This window comes from Paenarthrobacter sp. YIM B13468, from assembly GCF_042788025.1.
GTDB lineage: Bacteria > Actinomycetota > Actinomycetes > Actinomycetales > Micrococcaceae > Arthrobacter > Arthrobacter aromaticivorans.
In genome coordinates, this window is sequence record NZ_JBHZPI010000002.1 from 156,873 (window position 1) to 178,143 (window position 21,271).

Annotated in this window: 16 protein-coding genes and 1 tRNA gene; 14 read left to right on the forward strand and 3 right to left on the reverse strand. The window is 61.1% G+C overall.

Features of this window, described 5'->3' with window-relative positions:
- Positions 1 to 18 precede the first annotated feature (18 nt).
- On the reverse strand, positions 19 to 1,248 hold the full coding sequence (locus ACFX4T_RS02745; protein WP_216925073.1) for a pyridoxal phosphate-dependent aminotransferase: 1,230 nt from the start codon (positions 1,246 to 1,248) through the stop codon (positions 19 to 21).
- Between the two features lie 256 nt (positions 1,249 to 1,504).
- Here ACFX4T_RS02745 and ACFX4T_RS02750 point away from each other — a divergent pair.
- From ACFX4T_RS02750 to rplL, 9 genes are all read left to right on the forward strand, one after another.
- Positions 1,505 to 1,577 (forward strand) — tRNA-Trp (locus ACFX4T_RS02750).
- 81 nt (positions 1,578 to 1,658) lie between these two features.
- Positions 1,659 to 1,940, forward strand: a complete 282-nt coding sequence (gene secE / locus ACFX4T_RS02755; protein WP_216925074.1) for a preprotein translocase subunit SecE — start codon at positions 1,659 to 1,661, stop codon at positions 1,938 to 1,940.
- A gap of 114 nt (positions 1,941 to 2,054) precedes the next feature.
- Positions 2,055 to 2,894, forward strand: a complete 840-nt coding sequence (gene nusG, locus ACFX4T_RS02760; RefSeq protein ID WP_377650720.1) for a transcription termination/antitermination protein NusG — start codon at positions 2,055 to 2,057, stop codon at positions 2,892 to 2,894.
- A gap of 130 nt (positions 2,895 to 3,024) precedes the next feature.
- The gene (gene rplK, locus ACFX4T_RS02765; protein ID WP_166183617.1) at positions 3,025 to 3,456 is read left to right on the forward strand and encodes a 50S ribosomal protein L11; all 432 of its coding nucleotides are present in this window, start codon (positions 3,025 to 3,027) and stop codon (positions 3,454 to 3,456) included.
- Positions 3,457 to 3,604: 148 nt separating this feature from the next.
- Positions 3,605 to 4,312, forward strand: a complete 708-nt coding sequence (gene rplA, locus ACFX4T_RS02770; protein ID WP_216925076.1) for a 50S ribosomal protein L1 — start codon at positions 3,605 to 3,607, stop codon at positions 4,310 to 4,312.
- A 120-nt stretch (positions 4,313 to 4,432) separates the two neighbouring features.
- Positions 4,433 to 5,545 carry a GNAT family N-acetyltransferase gene (locus ACFX4T_RS02775; protein WP_377650722.1) on the forward strand — a complete coding sequence of 371 codons (1,113 nt, stop codon included), beginning with the start codon at positions 4,433 to 4,435 and terminating at the stop codon, positions 5,543 to 5,545.
- Positions 5,524 to 6,696, forward strand: a complete 1,173-nt coding sequence (locus ACFX4T_RS02780; protein WP_216925078.1) for a GNAT family N-acetyltransferase — start codon at positions 5,524 to 5,526, stop codon at positions 6,694 to 6,696. The genes ACFX4T_RS02775 and ACFX4T_RS02780 overlap by 22 nt, the downstream gene beginning before the upstream one ends.
- Before the next feature lie 313 nt (positions 6,697 to 7,009).
- A complete protein-coding gene (gene rplJ, locus ACFX4T_RS02785) occupies positions 7,010 to 7,600 on the forward strand; it encodes a 50S ribosomal protein L10 (protein ID WP_216925079.1) in 591 nt (196 codons plus the stop codon).
- 76 nt (positions 7,601 to 7,676) lie between these two features.
- Complete coding sequence (gene rplL / locus ACFX4T_RS02790) at positions 7,677 to 8,054, forward strand: 50S ribosomal protein L7/L12 (RefSeq protein WP_144659408.1); 378 nt, start codon at positions 7,677 to 7,679, stop codon at positions 8,052 to 8,054.
- Positions 8,055 to 8,178: 124 nt separating this feature from the next.
- On the opposite strand, the gene ACFX4T_RS02795 is transcribed toward rplL, so the two are convergent.
- Both ACFX4T_RS02795 and ACFX4T_RS02800 read right to left on the reverse strand, forming a co-directional pair.
- On the reverse strand, positions 8,179 to 8,646 hold the full coding sequence (locus ACFX4T_RS02795; RefSeq protein ID WP_223946564.1) for an aminoacyl-tRNA deacylase: 468 nt from the start codon (positions 8,644 to 8,646) through the stop codon (positions 8,179 to 8,181).
- Between the two features lie 40 nt (positions 8,647 to 8,686).
- A complete protein-coding gene (locus ACFX4T_RS02800; protein ID WP_377650723.1) occupies positions 8,687 to 9,886 on the reverse strand; it encodes an acetyl-CoA C-acetyltransferase in 1,200 nt (399 codons plus the stop codon).
- 458 nt (positions 9,887 to 10,344) lie between these two features.
- On the opposite strand from ACFX4T_RS02800, the gene rpoB reads away from it, so the two are divergent.
- From rpoB to fusA, 5 genes are all read left to right on the forward strand, one after another.
- Positions 10,345 to 13,851 carry a DNA-directed RNA polymerase subunit beta gene (gene rpoB / locus ACFX4T_RS02805; protein WP_216925082.1) on the forward strand — a complete coding sequence of 1,169 codons (3,507 nt, stop codon included), beginning with the start codon at positions 10,345 to 10,347 and terminating at the stop codon, positions 13,849 to 13,851.
- 104 nt (positions 13,852 to 13,955) lie between these two features.
- Entirely contained in the window at positions 13,956 to 17,855 is a 3,900-nt protein-coding gene (locus ACFX4T_RS02810; protein ID WP_216925083.1) for a DNA-directed RNA polymerase subunit beta', read from the forward strand.
- 354 nt (positions 17,856 to 18,209) lie between these two features.
- Complete coding sequence (rpsL, locus tag ACFX4T_RS02815) at positions 18,210 to 18,584, forward strand: 30S ribosomal protein S12 (RefSeq protein ID WP_009358312.1); 375 nt, start codon at positions 18,210 to 18,212, stop codon at positions 18,582 to 18,584.
- A 1-nt stretch (position 18,585) separates the two neighbouring features.
- Entirely contained in the window at positions 18,586 to 19,056 is a 471-nt protein-coding gene (gene rpsG, locus ACFX4T_RS02820) for a 30S ribosomal protein S7 (protein WP_003803829.1), read from the forward strand.
- 69 nt (positions 19,057 to 19,125) lie between these two features.
- On the forward strand, positions 19,126 to 21,240 hold the full coding sequence (fusA, locus tag ACFX4T_RS02825) for an elongation factor G (RefSeq protein ID WP_377650724.1): 2,115 nt from the start codon (positions 19,126 to 19,128) through the stop codon (positions 21,238 to 21,240).
- The last annotated feature ends 31 nt before the right edge of the window (positions 21,241 to 21,271 follow it).

A 21,271-nucleotide genomic window follows, 5' to 3' on the forward strand; every position in this document is an offset into this window, starting at 1 on the left:
GCGCTATTGGGCCATGAGCTATTTCGCCCGGCCCAGGAATTCCTGGATCCGGCGGACACCCTCGGCGAGGTCGTCGTCGCCCAGTGCGTAGGAAAGGCGGACGTAACCGGAGGGGCCGAATGCTTCGCCGGGAACGATGGCAACCTCGACCTCGTCCAGGATGAGCGCGGCCAGCTCTGCCGAAGTGCTCGGGCGCACGGGGCCGTGGGAGGTTTCGAATTCCTTACCCAGCAGTCCGCGGACGTCGGCATACACATAGAAGGCGCCCGTCGGCGTCGGGCATTCCACGCCCTCAATCGCGTTCAGGCCGGCGACGATTGCCTTGCGGCGGCGGTCGAAGGCGACCTTCATTTCGTCGACGGCGGTCAGCGGACCCGTGAGGGCAGCGGCGGCGGCGACCTGCATGATGTTCGAAACGTTGGACGTCGCGTGCGACTGGAGGTTGGTTGCGGCCTTGATGACATCGGCCGGGCCGATCATCCAACCCACGCGCCAGCCTGTCATGGCGTAGGTCTTGGCCACGCCGTTCAGGATGACGACCTTGTCGCCAAGCTCCGGGGCAGCGGTGGCGATGGAGGTGAACTCCACGCCGTCATAGGTCAGGTGCTCGTAGATTTCATCCGTGACCACCCACAGGCCCTTGGAAGCGGCCCACTTTCCGATCTCCGCAACCTGCTCCGGGCTGTATACGGCACCAGTCGGGTTGGACGGGGAGACGAACAGCAGGATCTTGGTCTTGTCCGTCAGCGCGGCTTCCAACTGCTCGATGGTGACGAGGTAGCCCTGCTCGGGACCGGCGAATACCTCCACCGGAACGCCTCCTGCGAGACGGATGGCTTCCGGATACGTGGTCCAGAAGGGCGTGGGGATGATGACTTCGTCGCCCGGGTCAACCAGGGTGGCGAAGGTGTTGTAGACAGCCTGCTTGCCACCATTGGTCACCAGGACCTGCGATGGGTCCACTTTGTAGCCGGAGTCCCGGAGGGTTTTATCGGCGATGGCCTTCTTCAGCTCGGGAAGCCCGGCGGCGGGGGAGTAGCGGTGGTACTTCGGCTGGGCAGCAGCCTCAATTGCTGCCTTGACGATGTAATCCGGGGTGGGGAAATCGGGTTCGCCGGCACCGAAACCGATCACGGGGCGCCCCGCGGCCTTCAGTGCCTTGGCCTTGGCGTCAACGGCAAGGGTGGCGGACTCGGCAATAGCGGAGATTCGTTGTGAAATGCGGGCGGCAGGTGTTCCGGCAGACATCTATGTACCGTTCTTCGCAGGCAGCTCGTGGGCTGGATGATGGGATTCGACGTAAACTACCTTATGCTGTTCTGCGGAGCTCCCGGGCGCCTGCTGGACAATGTGACTGATAATGATGCTCACATTGATTTATAAGCGGCCGGAAGGCCCGGAATTAGTCCGGTTCGACTAACGCGAAGTTCTTGCGTAGACTGGTTCACCGGTGTTGAAAAGCACCACAGGCTGAAGTGCGGCCTGAAACATGGATTCGATCCATAGGGTAGTGGCGCAATTGGTAGCGCAGCGGTCTCCAAAACCGCAGGTTGCAGGTTCGAGTCCTGTCTGCCCTGCGCAAGCTGTTCCGGCGGAAACGCCGGGGCAAGCGCAGCAACCATGGCTCTGATCAGAGCCGGGTCAAACGACTTTGCAAGGTGAGTGAGGACCAGGTGACCGAAACGGCTGCTAGCAGCTCAAAGGGCCGTCCTGCCAAGAAAGCCGATGCCGGCTTCTTTGCCCGAATTGCACTCTTCATCCGCCAGGTCATCGGCGAACTGAAGAAGGTCGTCGCACCGACCCGCAAGGAACTGATCAATTACACGGTCGTGGTGCTGGTGTTCGTAGCCATCATGATGCTCATCGTCACCCTGCTGGACCTTGCCTTCGGCACGGGAGTGAGCTGGGTCTTCGGTGGATCAGGTGCTACGGACCGCTAAGCGGATCTGTCCGTAAACCGTACGAAATTCCTTGATACTTTAGGAATTTTGTGGGGTTTGCGGAATTGAGCCATTTAAATAGGCATGTTAGGCAATGAGGAAGCAGGAGACCAAGTGTCTGAGCAGGAGCTTGAGGTAAACGAGGCTGAGCTGGATGGGCCCGCTGAAAGCACGGACGACGCCGCGGCTGAGGCTGCGGAAGAGTCGGAGGCTGACTCTGCTGCGCCCGAATCTGCCGACGTCGATGATTCCGAAGAGGATTTCGAGTCTGACGTAGACGCTGAGTCTGATGACGAGTCCGACGAGGATGCTGCTGATGTCTCGCTGGAAGCCGCTGCTGCTGCAGCGCCCGCGGATCCGGCTGAGGAATTCAAGGCCAAGCTGCGCCGCCAGGAGGGTGACTGGTACGTCATCCACTCCTACGCCGGTTACGAAAACCGCGTGAAGGCCAACCTTGAGACCCGCATCCAGACCTTGGACATGGAAGATTACATCTTCGAAATCCAGGTCCCGATGGAAGAAGTCGTCGAGATCAAGAACGCGCAGCGCAAGGTGATCAACCGCGTCCGCATCCCCGGTTACGTCCTGGTCCGCATGGACCTGACCGACGCTTCCTGGGGCGCCGTCCGCCACACCCCTGGCGTCACTGGCTTCGTGGGCAACGCCCACAACCCGGTCCCGCTGCGCCTTGACGAGGTCTTCTCCATGCTCGCCCCGGTCTTCGAAGAAGAGCAGGCCGAGAAGGGCAAGCCGGTCAACAAGCAGAACCAGGCTCCCGTGGCCGTCGACTTCGAGGTCGGCGAGTCCGTCATCGTCAAGGAAGGCCCGTTCGAGACCCTTCCGGCAACGATCTCCGAGATCAAGCCCGAGTCCCAGACGCTCGTGGTCCTGGTCTCGATCTTCGAGCGCGAAACCCCGGTTACGCTCGCATTCAACCAGGTCACCAAGATCTAGCTGATTCCAAGATTTCGCTCCCGTTCCGCCTGCTTTGCGGTTCGGAAGCGGCCGGCCGCCTTGCCATGGCGGCCACAAACCTGGGACGCGCTCCTGTGTCCCAGGAAGCTATTGAGAGAAGGACCCTACATTGGCTCCCAAGAAGAAGGTCACCGGCCTCATCAAGCTGCAGATCCAGGCAGGTGCCGCTAACCCGGCTCCGCCGATCGGTCCTGCGCTTGGCCAGCACGGTGTCAACATCATGGAATTCTGCAAGGCGTACAACGCTGCAACGGAATCCCAGCGCGGAAACGTCATCCCGGTGGAAATCACGGTCTACGAAGACCGTTCCTTCACCTTCATCACCAAGACCCCGCCGGCTGCAGAGCTCATCAAGAAGGCTGCAGGCGTTGCCAAGGGTTCGGCTACCCCGCACACCGTCAAAGTTGCCAAGCTGACCCAGGCACAGGTCGAAGAGATTGCTTCCACCAAGATGGAAGACCTCAACGCCAACGACATCGCGGCAGCTGCCAAGATCATCGCAGGCACCGCCCGCTCTATGGGCATCACGGTAGAAGGCTAGTAACCGTCGAAGGCTGTTTACAGCCTTCACCGCCGGGCAACCGGCATCTGAAACATTGAAATGTCGCAGGATCCTTGCCGGATCCACGACTTGTGGCAGGGCCCAGCGCGGTCCGCAGACCACAACTGCACAAGGAGAAATAAGCAGCATGGCAAAGCGCAGCAAAGCATATGAGGCAGCCGTAGCCAAGATCGAGGCAGACAAGGTCTACGCCCCGTTCGAGGCAATCACCCTCGCGAAGGACACCAACCCTTCCAAGTTCGACGCAACCGTTGAGGTCGCTTTCCGCCTGGGTGTTGACCCGCGTAAGGCCGACCAGATGGTTCGTGGCACCGTCAACCTGCCGCACGGCACCGGTAAGACCGCCCGCGTCCTCGTTTTCGCAACCGGCGACAAGGCTGAAGCAGCAATCGCTGCCGGCGCCGACTTCGTTGGTTCCGATGACCTGATCGAAAAGATCGCAGCCGGCTGGACCGACTTCGACGCCGCAGTGGCAACCCCTGACCTCATGGGCAAGGTTGGCCGCCTCGGTAAGGTCCTCGGCCCGCGTAACCTCATGCCGAACCCGAAGACCGGCACGGTTACCCCGGATGTCACCAAGGCTGTCAACGACATCAAGGGCGGCAAGATCGACTTCCGCGTCGACAAGCACTCGAACCTGCACTTCATCATCGGCAAGGTGTCCTTCGACGCTCAGAAGCTCGCTGAGAACTACGCAGCTGCACTGGAAGAGGTGCTTCGCTTGAAGCCGTCCGCTTCCAAGGGCCGCTACATCCAGAAGGCTACTGTCGCCACCACGTTCGGCCCGGGCATCACCGTTGACCCGAACGTCACAAAGGTTCTCACCGAGGCGTAAGCTCCGCGAGTACGAACTCTAAAAGGGACCGTCCGGCATTGCCGGGCGGTCCCTTTTTGTGCCTTCGTTCCGGCTGGCTATGACTTGTTTGGCACCTGCGGCGGCCGTAGGCTGTGGGGCGTGGCGTCGTCGTCGAACTTTTCCGCCAGCGGTGGGCTCACCATAGAGCCATTGCCTGTTCCGCAAGGGCCGGAGGCCACAGCCTCACCGGACTTCAAAGCCTTCCATGCGTTACGCATCGCCCATGAGCTTGCTTTGTGGGGGGATCTGAACCATTCGGCCACCCTTGCCGAGGCGTTCAGGTTCTGGCAGGGCAACGAATACGAAAAGCGGCAGGTTTACTTGGCCCGCCTGGACGGCGTCGTGGTGGGCTCCGGTTCGCTGACCCTCCCGCTGAGCGAGAACACGACGACGGCGGGTGTGGACGTCGTCGTGGACGCTGCTTTCCGGCGGCGAGGCATCGGGACGAGGATCCTGAAGTTCCTTGAAGAGGCGGCAGTGGAGCGGAACCGCACTTCCCTTGACGGGTACTGCGGGGAGCCGATCGCCCCCGTGCTGGCCGGGGAAGCCCTGCTGGAGGCAAAGTCCGGTACGGGCGGTGTACCCCTGGACGCGGCATCGACCCGCTTTGCCTTGCACCACGGCTATTCCCTGGAACAGGTGGAAACCAGTAGCACACTGACCCTGCCGGTTGATGAGGCCCACCTGATCGCGCTTGAGGTGGAGGCGATGCGTCGGGCAACGGAGTACGACATCATCGCTTGGACGGACGAATGCCCTGAAGAACTCGTGGATCGCTTTGCCACGCTGAAGAGCCTCATGAGCACGGAGGTGCCCATCGCCGGTCTGGGGTGGGAAGGCGAAGAGTGGGACGCCGTGCGGGTTCGGCGTGAGGAATCCACGTGGCAGGCAAGCGGCGTGAACTCAGTTGTAGCTGCCGCCCAGCACCACGGGAGCGGGGAGTTGGCGGCCTACACAGTCCTGACCCACCGTGAGGCGTTGCCGGCGGTCGTCAACCAGGAGGACACACTGGTGGCTCCCGGGCACCGGGGACACGGCCTTGGCATGCTGGTCAAAATCGCCAATCTTCGGGGTGTAGAAGATCTTTGGCCGGACGCCACGTGCGTCATGACATGGAACGCCAATGAAAACCGGCATATGCTGGCCATAAATATCGCCCTTGGATTCAAGCCTTCCGGTTTTGAAGGCGAATGGCAGAAACGGCTGGGATGACTGTAGACGAGGCGAAGACCGTTGTAGTCGAGCAGCTATGGGTGCCGGACAATCTGGACAGCCCCAAAGCAGGGGATTTCCTGGACGCCGTGGAGGTTGCCCGGCGGGTCCGGATGCAGACCTGGGGGAGTGACGACCTCGCGTACACGCCCTTGGAGAAGCTGCTTGAATTTTCCGACCCCTACGAGCGCCAGATCATTTTGGTAGCCAAGGTGGACGGGGTCATCGTGGGAACAGTGGACATTGCGCTGCCGCTCGCGGACAACATGGACCTGGCGGAGTTCACCCTGGATATTCTCCCGGAGTATCAGAGCCAGGGCGTCGGACGCCAGCTTCTGGAGGCCGCTGAGCAGTTGGCACGGTCCGAGGGCCGCACCATGGTTTTGGTGGACACGAACCACCCGGCAACCTCGCTAACAGAGATACCTGAAGACCAATTGATTCCCGGCAGCGGCCCAGGCTTCGTTCCTGTCAGCAGCAGGGAAGTGGACTTTGCCCAGCGGGCCGGGTACACACTTCAGCACATCGAACAATTCAGTTCCTGCGTGTTGCCGCTGGATTCCAAGCTGGTTGCGGATCTTCAAGCCGAAGCCGAGGATGCGAACGCTGGCCGCTACAGGCTGCACCACTGGACTGATCGGTGCCCTGAGGCTTGGTTGGAGGCCGTGGCGGAGCTGGAAAACGCTGCGGGTGAGGTTGTCCACGGTGAGGACGGCGAGGAAGAAGACTCGGCTGTCGAGGTTACCGGGATGGTCTTCGACGCCGCGGTTTTGCGCGAAACCGAAGACGCCGCATTGGCGCAGGGCCGGCGTACGGTGGTTACCGCCGTCGAGCATATTGAGAGCGGGCGGCTGGCAGGCCTCACCACCATCAGCGTCCTCGCGCATCGCCAGGACGTCGTTTTCCAGGACGATACTTTGGTCCTGCAGGAACACCGCGGCAACAAGTTGGGCCTGCTGATCAAGGTTGCCAACATGGAAAGGCTCAGTGAGCAATTTCCCGATGCCCGGGTCATTTACACCTGGAACGCACCGGAAAACCGATACCTCCTGACCGTGAACAAGCAATTGGGATTTACGACGGCGGGAGTCACCGGGCTCTGGCAAAAGGAGCTTCCGGATCGGGGACCGAAGGTCACCTCGTCGGAGTAGCGCGCACCCGGCAGGCCTAGCCGATTTGGTTTGCTGATCCCTCTCCCGTAACCTTGAAGTACCAAAGACCGTCGGTTGATGGGAATCCACTCTTTCGAGCGCAGCTCAATTCTGCAGCGACGCCCCTGAGAACAAAGTGCATTCCTTGACGAAGGACCCTGAACATAGGGCGGCCAACGCAGGTGAACGAAGCAAGTCTCCGCAGTGCAAACTGCGTTGAGCCAAGCCCCGTGCATCTGCGCGGGGCGTTTTTAGTTTTAGCTCTCGTGAGCGGGGACCCGGAAGACCGGCTTTATTCCCCGGAAGGAGGGTTATGACAACGCCTAGCAAGGTCTCCGCTGTTGCAGAGATCACCAACGATTTCAAGGAATCGAACGCGGCTGTCCTGACCGAATACCGCGGGCTCACTGTTGCACAGCTCAAGGAACTGCGTGTTGCGCTCGGCCAGGACACCAAGTTCTCGGTCGTCAAGAACACCCTGAGCGCCATTGCAGCCAAGGAAGCTGGTGTCGACGCGTTCGGCGATCAGCTTGCCGGCCCCACTGCAATCGCCTTCATCAAGGGCGACGCTGTTGCTGCTGCCAAGAGCCTGACGGACTTTGCCAAGACCAACAAGCAGCTGGTTATCAAGACCGGTTACTTCGAAGGCAAGGCATTGGACGCAGCAGGTGTTGCCGCACTGGCAGCCCTGGAGTCCCGCGAGCTGCAGCTTGCACGTGTTGCTGGTGTCCTCAAGGCCCCCGCATCCGCTGCCGCACGCATCATCGATGCACTGCGCCTCAAGCTTGAAGAAGAGGGCGGCGCACCTGCACCGGCCGCTGAAGAAGCTCCGGCCGCCGAGGCTGCTGCTGAAGAGGTTGCGGCTCCGGCCGAAGCCGCTGAAGCTGCAACCGAAGAGAACTAAGTTCTCCCCCCAATCAAACTCTGGTGCAGGGAGCGGCATTGTCCGGATCTGCACCGACTAATGGAAGGACGCCACCATGGCGAAGCTCAGCAACGAAGAGCTCATTGAAGCTTTCAAGGAACTGACCATCATCGAGCTCTCCGAGTTCGTCAAGCTCTTCGAAGAGACCTTCGAAGTTACGGCTGCTGCTGTTGCAGTTGCTGGTCCCGCTGCCGGCGGTGCCGCTGAAGCTGCTGAAGAGAAGACCGACTTCGACGTCATCCTCGAATCTGCTGGCGACAAGAAGATCGCAGTGATCAAGGAAGTTCGCGCCATCACCTCCCTCGGCCTCAAGGAAGCCAAGGACCTGGTTGACAGCGCACCGAAGGCTGTTCTCGAAGGCGCCAACAAGGAAGCCGCAGAGAAGGCAAAGGCTCAGCTCGAAGAAGCTGGCGCAACGGTTACCCTCAAGTAACTCGTCTTGCTTTGGAAGCCCCGTCCGGTTCACCGGGCGGGGCTTCCTGCTTTAACAAGCAACGCGGGGTCACTTACGGCCCATCCCAGGGGGAATTACGGGCCGTAAGTGACCCCGCGTTGGTTTAAGCGGGTTCACTGATGTCCGCGACGGTGGCATTCAGTGCGGAGGTCAGGGCGTCGGCGTCCACGAATGCACTCCTGCCGTGCGCGCCGGCACCCATGGAGATGCGGCGTCCGGTGATGGTGGCATCCGCATACACCGGCCAAGGGGTCGTGCTTCCCAAAGGAGTGATGGTCCCGCGTTCATAGCCGGTTGCGGCCAAGGCAACATCGGCGTGCGGCAGCGAGAGCTTGTTGACGCCCACCAACGCCCGCAGCTTGGGCCAGGAGATCTGCCGGTCGCCGGGGATCAGCGCGAAGAGGAAGCTACCATCGCGATGCTTGACCACGAGGGACTTTACGATGTCCCCGGGGCTGATCCCAAGGATGCCTGCGGCCTCCTCGAGACTTCTGGCAGCAGGACGCTCGACGACGTCAACGTCCAGTCCGCGCGCGGCGGCGTCGGACAAGAACCGTTCGGCCCCGTTCATTTGTGGTTCCACGCCGGATGCCATCAGTCGCGGTACAGCATCAGTCGCGGTACAGCAGGAGGGCTTCACCCTGGCCACCGCCGCCACAGAGGGACACTGCAGCCTTGCCCGTTCCCCTGCGCTTGAGTTCGTGGGCCGCGTGCAGGGCAAGCCGGGCGCCGGAAGCACCGATCGGGTGGCCGAGGGCGATTGCGCCGCCGTGGATGTTGCACTTCTCCAGCGGGTAGCTCAAGTCCTTCAATGATTGGACGGCCACTGAGCCAAAGGCCTCGTTGATCTCGATGAAGTCCAGGTCCTCTGCAGTCCATCCGGCCCGCTTCAATGCTTGCGAAATAGCGTTGGACGGCTGGGAGTGCAGCGAGTTGTCCGGACCGGCCACTTGGCCGGGCTTGCCCACGACCGCAAGGTATTCCAGCCCGTTGTCCTTGGCAAAGCGGCGACTTGTCAGCACGAGTGCGGAGGCGCCGTCGGACAGGGGAGAGGAGTTGCCGGCGGTAATGGTGCCGTCCGTAGCGAAGGCGGCCTTCAAAGGGGCAAGGGTTTCCAGTGTGGTGTTCGGGCGAACGCCCTCGTCCGAGGTGAGGTTTACTGGATCGCCCTTACGCTGCTTCACGCTCACGGGAGCGATTTCGGCGTCGAAAATTCCCGCAGCGATCGCGGCAGCCGCGCGCTGGTGGGATGCAGCAGCAACTTCGTCCTGCGCCCGGCGGTCAATGCCCAGCGTTACGTTCTTGGTTTCTGTGGACAAGCCCATGGACTGGCCATCGAACGCATCCGTGAGGCCGTCATGTGCGGCAACGTCCAATGCCTGGATTGCGCCGTAGGTCCAACCCTGCCGGGAGCCGGGGAGCAAGTGCGGCGCGCGGGTCATGGATTCCTGGCCCCCGGCCACAACCACGGTGGCGTCCCCGCTGCGGATCATCCGGGCGGCATCTATGACAGCCGTGAGGCCGGAGAGGCAAACCTTGTTGATGGTGACGGCAGGGATGTTCCAACCAACACCTGCCGCGATGGCGCTCTGCCGTGCAGGATTCTGGCCAGCGCCCGCTTGCAGCACCTGTCCCATGATGACAGCGTCCACTTGTTCGGCTTTTACGCCGCTGGCCGCCAGTGCGGCGCTGATGGCGTGGGCGCCAAGGTCGACGGCGGTGAATCGGGCAAGCTGCCCATTCAGCCGACCCTGTGGGGTACGGGAAGCAGCAAGGATGACAACGTCATTGTCGTCAGCGGAGTTGTTCATGGTCTCTCTTCCGATCCGTGGTGGTGTAGCCAAGGCTATCGCGCGGTGTGCGCCAGCCTATCCTTTTCAACGTTCCTACCCATCGCTGGATTCCACGTCACGAGATTTCACGACTGGTTTGACGCCTCTGTCCGGCAGATGCCCCGGTCAGAGTCCGTGGACCCTGTATAGGTGCCTGTAGCAACAGTGCTTGCATTCGCGGACAATCTGGGGTAGACAGGAAGGCTACTTTGCCGTATCGTAGATATTTGCGTCTTCCCTGTTAACCTTCAGCCTTCATATAGCGGTGGGCTTTACCTCTCAGCTGCAACATTGACGTGCCGTTCACAACGTGCACTGCATGTTCGGACTGGGTCCGGGTCATATAGCGGAACCGGAATAAGTATGCTGCGGAGCACTCCGCATCATGCAAACGGGGGAGATCTGAAAACGCCTGAAGGTCTGTGGAAGGATCCCTCTTGGTCGCCTCGAGCACCTCTAATAACGAAACCGCTAACACGGCAAGCACCGATGGTGCCACTCGCCGCCTCTCATTCGCAAAGATTCACGAACCCCTTGATGTTCCGAATCTTCTCGCCCTGCAGACGGACAGCTTTGACTGGCTCGTCGGAAACGAACGCTGGCAGGCGCGGGTAGCGAAGGCTGTCGAGGAGGGCGACCTCAGCGTCGCCACCACCTCCGGACTTGCCGACATCTTCGAAGAGATCTCCCCCATCGAGGACTTCCAGGGCACTATGTCCCTGAGCTTCTCCGAGCCGGAGTTCGCTGATCCGAAGTACACCATGGCCGAATGCAAAGACCGTGACGCCACTTACTCGGCACCGCTGTATGTCAAGGCCGAGTTCATGAACAACAACACGGGCGAAATCAAGCAGCAGACCGTGTTCATGGGCGACTTCCCCCTCATGACTGAAAAGGGAACGTTCGTCGTCAACGGCACCGAGCGTGTCGTTGTCTCCCAGCTGGTCCGTTCGCCGGGCGCCTACTTCGAGCGCACCGCGGACAAGACCAGTGACAAGGACATTTTCACTGCGAAGATTATCCCGTCCCGCGGTGCATGGTTCGAACTCGAAATCGACAAGCGCGATCAGGTCGGCGTTCGCCTCGACCGCAAGCGCAAGCAGTCGGTCACCGTTCTGCTGAAGGCCCTCGGTTGGACCGAAGGCCAGATCCTGGAAGAGTTCGGCCAGTACGACTCCATGCGTGCAACGCTGGAGAAGGACGCCACCGAAACCCGCGAAGACGCACTTCTGGACATCTACCGCAAGCTGCGTCCGGGCGAGCCGCCCACCGTCGAGGCTGCCCAGTCCCTGCTGGACAACCTGTACTTCAACGCCAAGCGTTATGACCTCGCCAAGGTTGGCCGTTACAAGATCAACCGCAAGCTCGGCATCGACCGCTCCCTTGGTGACAAGGAAGCTTCGGTCCTGCACGTCGAAGACATCGTCGCCATGATCAAGTTCCTCGTCGCGCTGCACGCCGGCGAGAAGACTCTCATGGGCAAGCGTGATGGCGAAGACCACGAGCTCCGCGTCGAGATCGATGACATCGACCACTTCGGCAACCGTCGCATCCGCGCCGTTGGCGAACTGATCGAAAACCAGGTCCGCACTGGCCTTTCCCGCATGGAGCGTGTTGTTCGCGAACGCATGACCACGCAGGACGTCGAGGCCATCACGCCGCAGACGCTGATCAACATCCGCCCGGTTGTCGCTGCCATCAAGGAGTTCTTCGGAACCTCCCAGCTGTCGCAGTTCATGGACCAGAACAACCCGCTTTCGGGTCTGACCCACAAGCGCCGCCTGTCGGCTCTTGGTCCGGGTGGTCTTTCCCGTGACCGCGCAGGCATGGAAGTTCGAGACGTTCACCCGTCCCACTACGGACGTATGTGCCCCATCGAAACCCCTGAAGGCCCGAACATTGGTCTGATCGGTTCGCTGGCTTCCTACGGCCGCATCAACCCGTTCGGCTTCATCGAGACGCCTTACCGCCTCGTTTCCGAGGGCGTTGTTTCGGACGAGGTCCAGTACCTCACTGCCGACGACGAAGCTGAAGTCCTGATCGCACAGGCCAACGCTCCGCTGGACGCTGACAAGAAGTTCTCGGAAGAGACCGTCCTTGTCCGTGCCCGTGGTGGTGGAGGCGAGCCGGTTCTGGTTCCCGCTGCCGAAGTTCAGTTCATGGACGTTTCCCCGCGCCAGATGGTGTCCGTGGCAACCGCCCTGATCCCGTTCCTCGAGCATGACGATGCCAACCGTGCACTCATGGGTGCCAACATGCAGCGCCAGGCTGTGCCGCTGGTCCGTTCCGAGGCTCCTTTCGTGGGTACCGGCATGGAGCGCGCAGCAGCAGTCGACGCCGGTGACGTTGTCATCGCGAAGAAGGCCGGTGTGGTCACCGAGGTTTCCGCTGAGCTCGTTGTCATGATCAACGACGACGGCACGGAGACCAACTACCGCATCAACAAGTTCGCCCGTTCCAACCAGGGCAACTGCTACAACCACCGTGTCCTGGTCAACGAAGGCCAGCGCCTGGAAGTCGGCGGCATCATCGCCGACGGTCCTGCAACGGACCAGGGTGAACTCGCCCTCGGTAAGAACCTGCTCGTGGCATTCATGTCATGGGAAGGCCACAACTTCGAGGACGCCATCATCCTGTCCCAGCGCATTGTTGCTGAGGACGTTCTTTCCTCCATCCACATCGAGGAGCACGAGATCGATGCCCGCGACACCAAGCTTGGTGCCGAGGAAATCACCCGTGACATCCCCAACGTGTCCGAGGAAGTCCTTGCAGGCCTGGATGAGCGCGGCATCATCCACATTGGTGCCGAGGTTGAAGCCGGAGACATCCTGGTTGGAAAGGTCACACCCAAGGGTGAAACCGAACTGACTCCGGAAGAGCGTCTTCTCCGCGCTATCTTCGGTGAGAAGTCCCGCGAAGTCCGCGACACCTCCCTGAAGGTTCCCCACGGCGAGTCCGGTACGGTCATCGGCGTCCGCGTCTTTGACCGAGACAACGACGACGAACTGCCCCCGGGCGTGAACCAGTTGGTCCGCGTCTACGTTGCAGCCAAGCGCAAGATCACCGACGGCGACAAGCTCGCCGGCCGTCACGGCAACAAGGGTGTTATCTCCAAGATCCTTCCGATCGAGGACATGCCCTTCCTTGCAGACGGTACCCCGGTGGACATCGTCCTGAACCCGCTTGGTGTTCCGGGTCGTATGAACGTTGGCCAGGTCCTGGAAACCCACCTCGGTTGGGTTGCCAAGACCGGTTGGAAGATCGAGGGCGAGCCGGAGTGGGTCAAGAACCTGCCCAACCTGCCCCGTGAAACCGGCCAGACCACCGTTGCCACCCCGGTGTTCGATGGCGCCCGCGAAGAAGAAATCACGGGACTGCTTGACTCCACCAACGTGACCCGCGACGGCGACCGCCTGATCGATTCCTCCGGCAAGACCCGTCTGTTCGACGGCCGCTCCGGCGAGCCGTTCCCGGACCCGATCTCCGTCGGTTACATGTACATCCTGAAGCTCCACCACCTGGTGGACGACAAGATCCACGCGCGTTCCACCGGTCCGTACTCCATGATCACGCAGCAGCCGCTGGGTGGTAAGGCACAGTTCGGTGGCCAGCGCTTCGGTGAAATGGAAGTGTGGGCGCTCGAAGCTTACGGCGCTGCCTACACGCTTCAGGAACTCCTCACGATCAAGTCCGATGACATTCATGGTCGTGTGAAGGTCTACGAAGCCATCGTCAAGGGCGAGAACATCCCTGAGCCTGGCGTTCCCGAGTCCTTCAAGGTCTTGATCAAGGAAATGCAGTCGTTGTGCCTGAACGTGGAAGTTCTTTCCACCGATGGAACCACGATCGAAATGCGTGACTCTGATGACGCAGTCTTCACGGCTGCGGAAGAACTGGGCATCGATCTGTCTCGTGCAGAGCCCAGTTCCGTAGAAGAGGTCTAGTAGCCGTTCCGGTGGGCAGCAGTACGTCACTGTCCACCGGAACAGCTCCCTCTTCCCGTAACCAAGACTTCAGAATTTAGAGAACAAGAGAGAACAGGGACCATATGTCCAGCGAATCCTCCTTCGGCCTCATGCAGATCGGCCTCGCCACCGCGGAAGACATCCGTGGCTGGTCTTACGGTGAGGTCAAGAAGCCGGAAACCATCAACTACCGCACGCTCAAGCCTGAGAAGGACGGTCTTTTCTGCGAGAAGATCTTCGGTCCTTCCCGCGACTGGGAATGCTACTGCGGCAAGTACAAGCGCGTCCGCTTCAAGGGCATCATCTGTGAGCGTTGTGGCGTTGAAGTCACCCGCGCCAAGGTGCGCCGTGAGCGCATGGGCCACATCGAACTGGCTGCGCCCGTAACCCACATCTGGTACTTCAAGGGCGTTCCCTCGCGCTTGGGCTACCTCTTGGACCTGGCTCCGAAGGACCTTGAGAAGGTCATTTACTTCGCTGCCTACATGATCACCAGCGTTGACACGGAAAACCGCCACGCTGAACTGCCGAACCTCCAGGTCGAGCACGACCTCGAGAAGAAGCAGCTGGTGGACAACCGCGACAGCGACATCGCCACGATCGCCCGCGACCTTGAAGACGAGCTTGCCCGTCTTGAAGGTGAAGGCGCCAAGGCTGCCGACAAGAAGAAGGCCCGGGACTCCGCAGACCGCCAGATGGCGAACGTCCGCAAGCGTGCCGACGCCGATATCGAGCGCCTTGAGCAGGTCTGGGACCGCTTCAAGAACCTCAAGGTCGCTGACCTTGAGGGCGACGAGGGCCTGTACCGCGAACTGCGTGACCGCTACGGCATGTACTTCGAAGGCTCCATGGGTGCCGAAGCGATCAAGAAGCGTCTTGAGACCTTCGACATGCAGGCTGAAGCCGAGTCGCTGCGCGACACCATCCAGAACGGCAAGGGCCAGCGCAAGACGCGTGCCCTGAAGCGCCTGAAGGTTGTCAACGCATTCCTCACCACCAACAACAGCCCGCTCGGCATGGTTCTGGACGCCGTCCCGGTGATCCCGCCGGAACTGCGCCCGATGGTCCAGTTGGACGGTGGCCGCTTCGCGACCTCGGACCTCAACGACCTCTACCGCCGCGTGATCAACCGCAACAACCGACTCAAGCGACTGCTTGACCTTGGTGCTCCGGAGATCATCGTCAACAACGAGAAGCGCATGCTTCAGGAAGCTGTTGACAGCCTCTTCGACAACGGTCGTCGTGGCCGCCCAGTTACGGGTCCGGGCAACCGTCCGCTGAAGTCCCTGAGCGACATGCTCAAGGGCAAGCAGGGTCGTTTCCGCCAGAACCTCCTCGGCAAGCGTGTTGACTACTCCGGCCGTTCGGTCATCGTCGTTGGCCCGCAGCTGAAGCTGCACCAGTGTGGTCTGCCCAAGCAGATGGCGCTGGAGCTCTTCAAGCCGTTCGTGATGAAGCGCCTGGTTGACCTCAACCACGCGCAGAACATCAAGTCGGCAAAGCGCATGGTCGAGCGTTACCGTCCGCAGGTTTGGGACGTGCTGGAAGAGATCATCACCGAACACCCGGTGCTGCTCAACCGTGCACCTACCCTTCACCGCCTCGGCATCCAGGCCTTCGAACCGCAGCTTGTGGAAGGCAAGGCAATCCAGCTTCACCCGCTGGTTTGTGGCGCCTTCAACGCTGACTTCGACGGCGACCAGATGGCAGTGCACCTGCCGTTGAGCCCGGAAGCCCAGGCCGAAGCCCGCATCCTGATGCTGTCCTCGAACAACATCCTGAAGCCGTCCGATGGCCGCCCGGTTACCCTGCCTTCGCAGGATATGATCATCGGCCTGTACCACCTGACCACCAAGCGCGTCGGCTCTGCCGGCGAAGGCCGCATCTTCTCCTCGGTTTCGGAAGCCATCATGGCGTACGACGCCCGCGATCTGCACCTGAACTCCCAGGTCAAGATCCGTCTGGAGAACTTCGTGCCTTACGCCGGTTGGGAAGCTCCGGAAGGTTGGGAGCCGGGTCAGCCTGCTCTCGTGCAGACCTCCCTGGGCCAGGTCATCTTCAACCAGACGCTGCCCGAGGATTACCCGTGGGTTGAGGCTGTTGCGGACAAGGGCGAACTGTCCCGGATCGTCAACGACCTCGCCGAGCGCTACCCGAAGGTTGTCACGGCCGCAACGCTGGACAACCTGAAGGATGCCGGTTTCTACTGGGCAACCCGCTCGGGCGTCACCGTGGCTATCTCCGACATCGAGGTGCCTACGTCCAAGCCCGCCATCCTGGCTGGTTACGAGAACATGGCCGCCAAGATCCAGGGCCAGTACGACAAGGGCCTGATCGACGACGACGAGCGTCGCCAGGAACTGATCGAGATCTGGAACAAGGCCACCAACGAGATCGCCCAGGCGATGCGTGACAGCCTGTCCCCGATGAACACCATCAACCGCATGGTGTCCTCCGGTGCACGTGGTAACTGGATGCAGGTTCGCCAGATCGCGGGTATCCGTGGTCTTGTGGCCAACCCGAAGGGTGAGATCATCCCTCGCCCGATCAAGTCCTCCTACCGCGAGGGCCTGTCCGTGTTGGAATACTTCATCGCCACGCACGGTGCCCGTAAGGGTCTGGCCGATACCGCTCTCCGTACCGCCAACTCGGGTTACCTGACCCGTCGTCTGGTGGACGTTTCGCAGGACGTCATCGTCCGCGAAGAGGACTGCGGTACCGAACGTGGTCTGCTCACGCCGATCGCCGTTCCGGATTCCAACGGTGAGCTCGTCCTGGACGAGAACGTCGAGAACAGCGCTTACGCACGTACGCTGGCTGTCGACGTCGTCGATGCCCAGGGCAACGTCCTGGCTGCCGGTGGAACCGACTGCGGCGACGTCGTTATCGACCAGCTGCTGGCTGCAGGTATCACTGAAGTCAAGGTCCGTTCCGTACTCACCTGTGAGTCCAAGGTCGGCACCTGTGCACTCTGCTACGGCCGTTCGCTGGCAACGGGCAAGACCGTGGACATCGGAGAGGCCGTGGGCATCATCGCCGCACAGTCCATCGGTGAGCCCGGTACCCAGCTGACCATGCGTACGTTCCACACCGGTGGTGCCGTTTCTGCTGGTGGTGGCGACGACATCACCCAGGGTCTGCCCCGTATCCAGGAGCTCTTCGAAGCCCGTACTCCGAAGGGTGTTGCACCGATTGCTGAAGCAGCCGGCCGCATCACCATCGAAGAGTCCGAGCGCCAGATGCGCCTGGTGATCACTCCGGACGATGGTTCCGAAGAGATTGCCTACCCGGTGCTGCGCCGTTCCCGTCTCCTCATCGAGGATGGCGAGCACGTCAGCGTCGGCCAGAAGCTGATCAACGGTCCGGTGGACCCGAAGCAGGTTCTGCGCATCATGGGTCCCCGTGCCGCACAGAAGTTCCTTGTGGACGAGGTCCAGGGCGTTTACCGCAGCCAGGGTATTGGTATCCACGACAAGCACGTCGAGGTTATCGTCCGCCAGATGCTGCGCCGCGTGACCGTCATCGAATCCGGCGACTCCGACCTGCTCCCTGGTGAGCTTGCAGAGCGCTCCCGCTTCGAAGACGAGAACCGCCGCGTCGTGTCCGAGGGCAAGTCCCCGGCTTCGGGTCGTCCGGAACTCATGGGTATCACCAAGGCGTCCCTGGCAACTGAGTCCTGGCTGTCGGCCGCTTCCTTCCAGGAGACCACCCGCGTCCTGACGCAGGCGGCCATGGAAGGCAAGAGCGATCCTCTGCTCGGCCTCAAGGAGAACGTCATCATCGGTAAGCTCATCCCGGCCGGTACGGGCCTGCCCCGTTACACGGAGGTCACGGTTGAGCCGACCGAGGAAGCAAAGGCAAGCCTGTTCACGGGCCCCAGCGCTTTCACCGATTTCTCCTATGACGCCCTGGGCGGCGACGGTGCTCCCGAGTTCCACGCCATCCCGCTGGATGACTACGATCTCGGCAACGACTTCCGCTGAAACCAGCAGTAGTTAATGGCTGAAGGACGGGCCCCGCACTCAAGAGTGCGGGGCCCGTCCCGTTAACGGAACGCCATACACCCGATTAAGGCCTCAGATCAAGCCGTGCTAGAATTTTGGTAATTGTTCTGTGTGGCAGTGGATGAAGGCCGCCGCAGCATCATTTTGGTTTTGTTCTCATGGTGCTGGGTGGAGCCTGTTTCCGGGTTGCGGGCAACATGCGCAACGAATGCCGCACTTTTGCACGCCTACCGGATGTTTCGGCCGGCCGCATGAGCAACGCCAAAGTTCCCACGTTTACACTGGCTGGCGCCTGTGTGTGGGGGCAGAGATCAAACAACGGAGAACACGAAAGTGCCTACGATTAACCAGCTGGTCCGCAAGGGCCGCACGCCGAAGGTCTCCAAGACCAAGGCTCCCGCGCTGAAGGGCAGCCCGATGCGCCGCGGTGTTTGCACCCGCGTTTACACCACCACCCCCAAGAAGCCGAACTCGGCTCTTCGTAAGGTGGCACGTGTGCGCCTCAACGGTGGCGTTGAAGTTACCGCTTACATCCCCGGCGTTGGCCACAACCTCCAGGAGCACTCCATCGTGCTCGTCCGTGGTGGTCGTGTGAAGGACCTTCCGGGTGTCCGCTACAAGATCGTCCGCGGCGCACTCGACACCCAGGGTGTCAAGAACCGCAAGCAGGCCCGCAGCCGTTACGGCGCAAAGATGGAGAAGAAGTAATATGCCTCGCAAGGGTCCGGCCCCGAAGCGGCCGCTAGTTTCCGATCCCGTTTACGGCTCCCCGTTGGTCACTCAGCTGATCAACAAGGTTCTGGTTGACGGCAAGAAGTCCACCGCAGAGCGCATCGTTTACGGTGCCCTCGAAGGTGCACGTGCCAAGTCCGGCGGCGACCCCGTTGCTGCCCTCAAGAAGGCCATGGACAACGTCAAGCCTTCCCTCGAGGTGCGTTCACGCCGTGTTGGTGGCGCCACCTACCAGGTTCCGGTTGAGGTCAAGCCGGGTCGCTCCACCGCCCTCGCCCTGCGTTGGCTCGTGGGCTACTCCAAGGCCCGCCGCGAGAAGACCATGACCGAGCGTCTCCAGAACGAAATCCTGGATGCCTCGAACGGTCTCGGTGCCGCTGTCAAGCGTCGCGAAGACACCCACAAGATGGCCGAGTCCAACAAGGCCTTCGCACACTACCGCTGGTAAATCCTCCCGGGCGCCGTCGGCTCAACCGAGCCGGCGGCGAACGTGTAGTCCATCCGAAAGGGAGACCCCGTGGCACAGGACGTGCTTACCGACCTTAACAAGGTCCGCAATATCGGCATCATGGCCCACATCGATGCCGGCAAGACCACCACTACCGAGCGCATCCTGTTCTACACGGGTGTGAACCACAAGATCGGCGAGACGCACGACGGCGCCTCGACGACCGACTGGATGGAACAGGAAAAGGAACGCGGCATCACCATCACGTCTGCCGCCGTGACTTGCTTCTGGAACCAGAACCAGATCAACATCATCGACACCCCGGGCCACGTGGACTTCACGGTTGAGGTTGAGCGCTCCCTGCGCGTCCTCGACGGTGCTGTCGCAGTGTTCGACGGCAAGGAAGGCGTGGAGCCGCAGTCCGAGACTGTTTGGCGCCAGGCTGACAAGTACAACGTTCCGCGTATCTGCTTCGTCAACAAGATGGACAAGCTGGGTGCGGACTTCTACTTCACCGTAGACACCATCATTTCCCGCCTTGGTGCCAAGCCGCTGGTCATGCAGCTGCCGATCGGCGCTGAGAACGACTTCATCGGCGTGGTTGACCTCCTCGAAATGCGTGCCCTGGTTTGGCCTGGCGACGCAAAGGGTGACGTCACCATGGGCGCTTCCTACGAAGTGCAGGCAATTCCGGCGGACCTCCAGGCCAAGGCTGAAGAGTACCGTGCACAGCTCGTAGAGACTGTGGCTGAAGCCTCCGAAGAGCTCATGGAGAAGTACCTCGAAGGTGAAGAACTCACCCTTGAGGAACTGAAGGCCGGCATCCGCAAGATGACCATCAACTCCGAGCTCTACCCCGTGTTCTGTGGCTCTGCCTTCAAGAACCGTGGCGTACAGCCGATGCTTGACGCTGTTGTTGACTTCCTGCCGAACCCGCTCGACGTCCCGCCGATGATCGGTCACGATCCCCGCGAGGAAGAGAAGGAACTCACCCGCAAGCCGTCTGCAGACGAGCCGTTCTCGGCCCTCGCCTTCAAGATTGCTGCGCACCCGTTCTTCGGTCAGCTGACCTTCATCCGCGTGTACTCCGGTCACGTTGAGGCCGGCGCCCAGGTGGTCAACTCCACCAAGGGCAAGAAGGAACGTATCGGCAAGCTGTTCCAGATGCACGCCAACAAGGAAATGCCCGTTGAGGGCGCTACCGCCGGCCACATCTACGCAGCCATCGGTCTGAAGGACACCACCACAGGCGATACCCTGTGTGACTCCAACCAGCAGATCGTCCTCGAGTCCATGAGCTTCCCGGAGCCCGTGATCTCGGTTGCCATCGAGCCCAACACCAAGGGTGACCAGGAGAAGCTCTCCACGGCTATCCAGAAGCTCTCCGCTGAGGACCCGACCTTCCAGGTCTCCCTCAACGAAGACACGGGCCAGACCATCATCGCCGGCATGGGCGAGCTCCACCTGGACATCCTGGTGGACCGCATGCGCCGCGAATTCAAGGTTGAGGCAAACGTCGGCAAGCCGCAGGTTGCTTACCGCGAAACCATCAAGCGCGCTGTAGAGCGTCACGACTACACGCACAAGAAGCAGACCGGTGGTTCGGGTCAGTTCGCAAAGATCCAGATCGCGATCGAGCCGATGGACACCTCTTCCGGCGAGCTGTACGAGTTCGAGAACAAGGTCACCGGTGGCCGCGTTCCGCGCGAATACATCCCGTCCGTTGACGCTGGTATCCAGGATGCATTGAACGACGGCGTCCTGGCCGGCTACCCGGTTGTCGGCATCAAGGCCACGCTGATTGACGGCGCGTCCCACGATGTTGACTCTTCGGAAATGGCGTTCAAGATCGCCGGCCGTATGGCTTTCAAGGAAGCTGCACGCAAGGCGAACCCTGTTCTGCTCGAACCGCTCATGGATGTTGAGGTCCGCACACCTGAGGAATACATGGGTGATGTTATTGGTGACCTGAACGCCCGTCGTGGCCAGATGCAGTCCATGGAGGACGCAGCAGGTGTGAAGGTTATCCGTGCACACGTTCCGCTGTCCGGCATGTTCGGTTACATTGGCGACCTCCGTTCCAAGACGCAGGGTCGTGCCGTGTACTCCATGACGTTCAACAGCTACGCGGAGGTCCCGAAGGCTGTAGCCGACGAGATCATCCAGAAAACCCGCGGAGAGTAATCTCCCGGAAAACGGATGCTATTCCGATTCC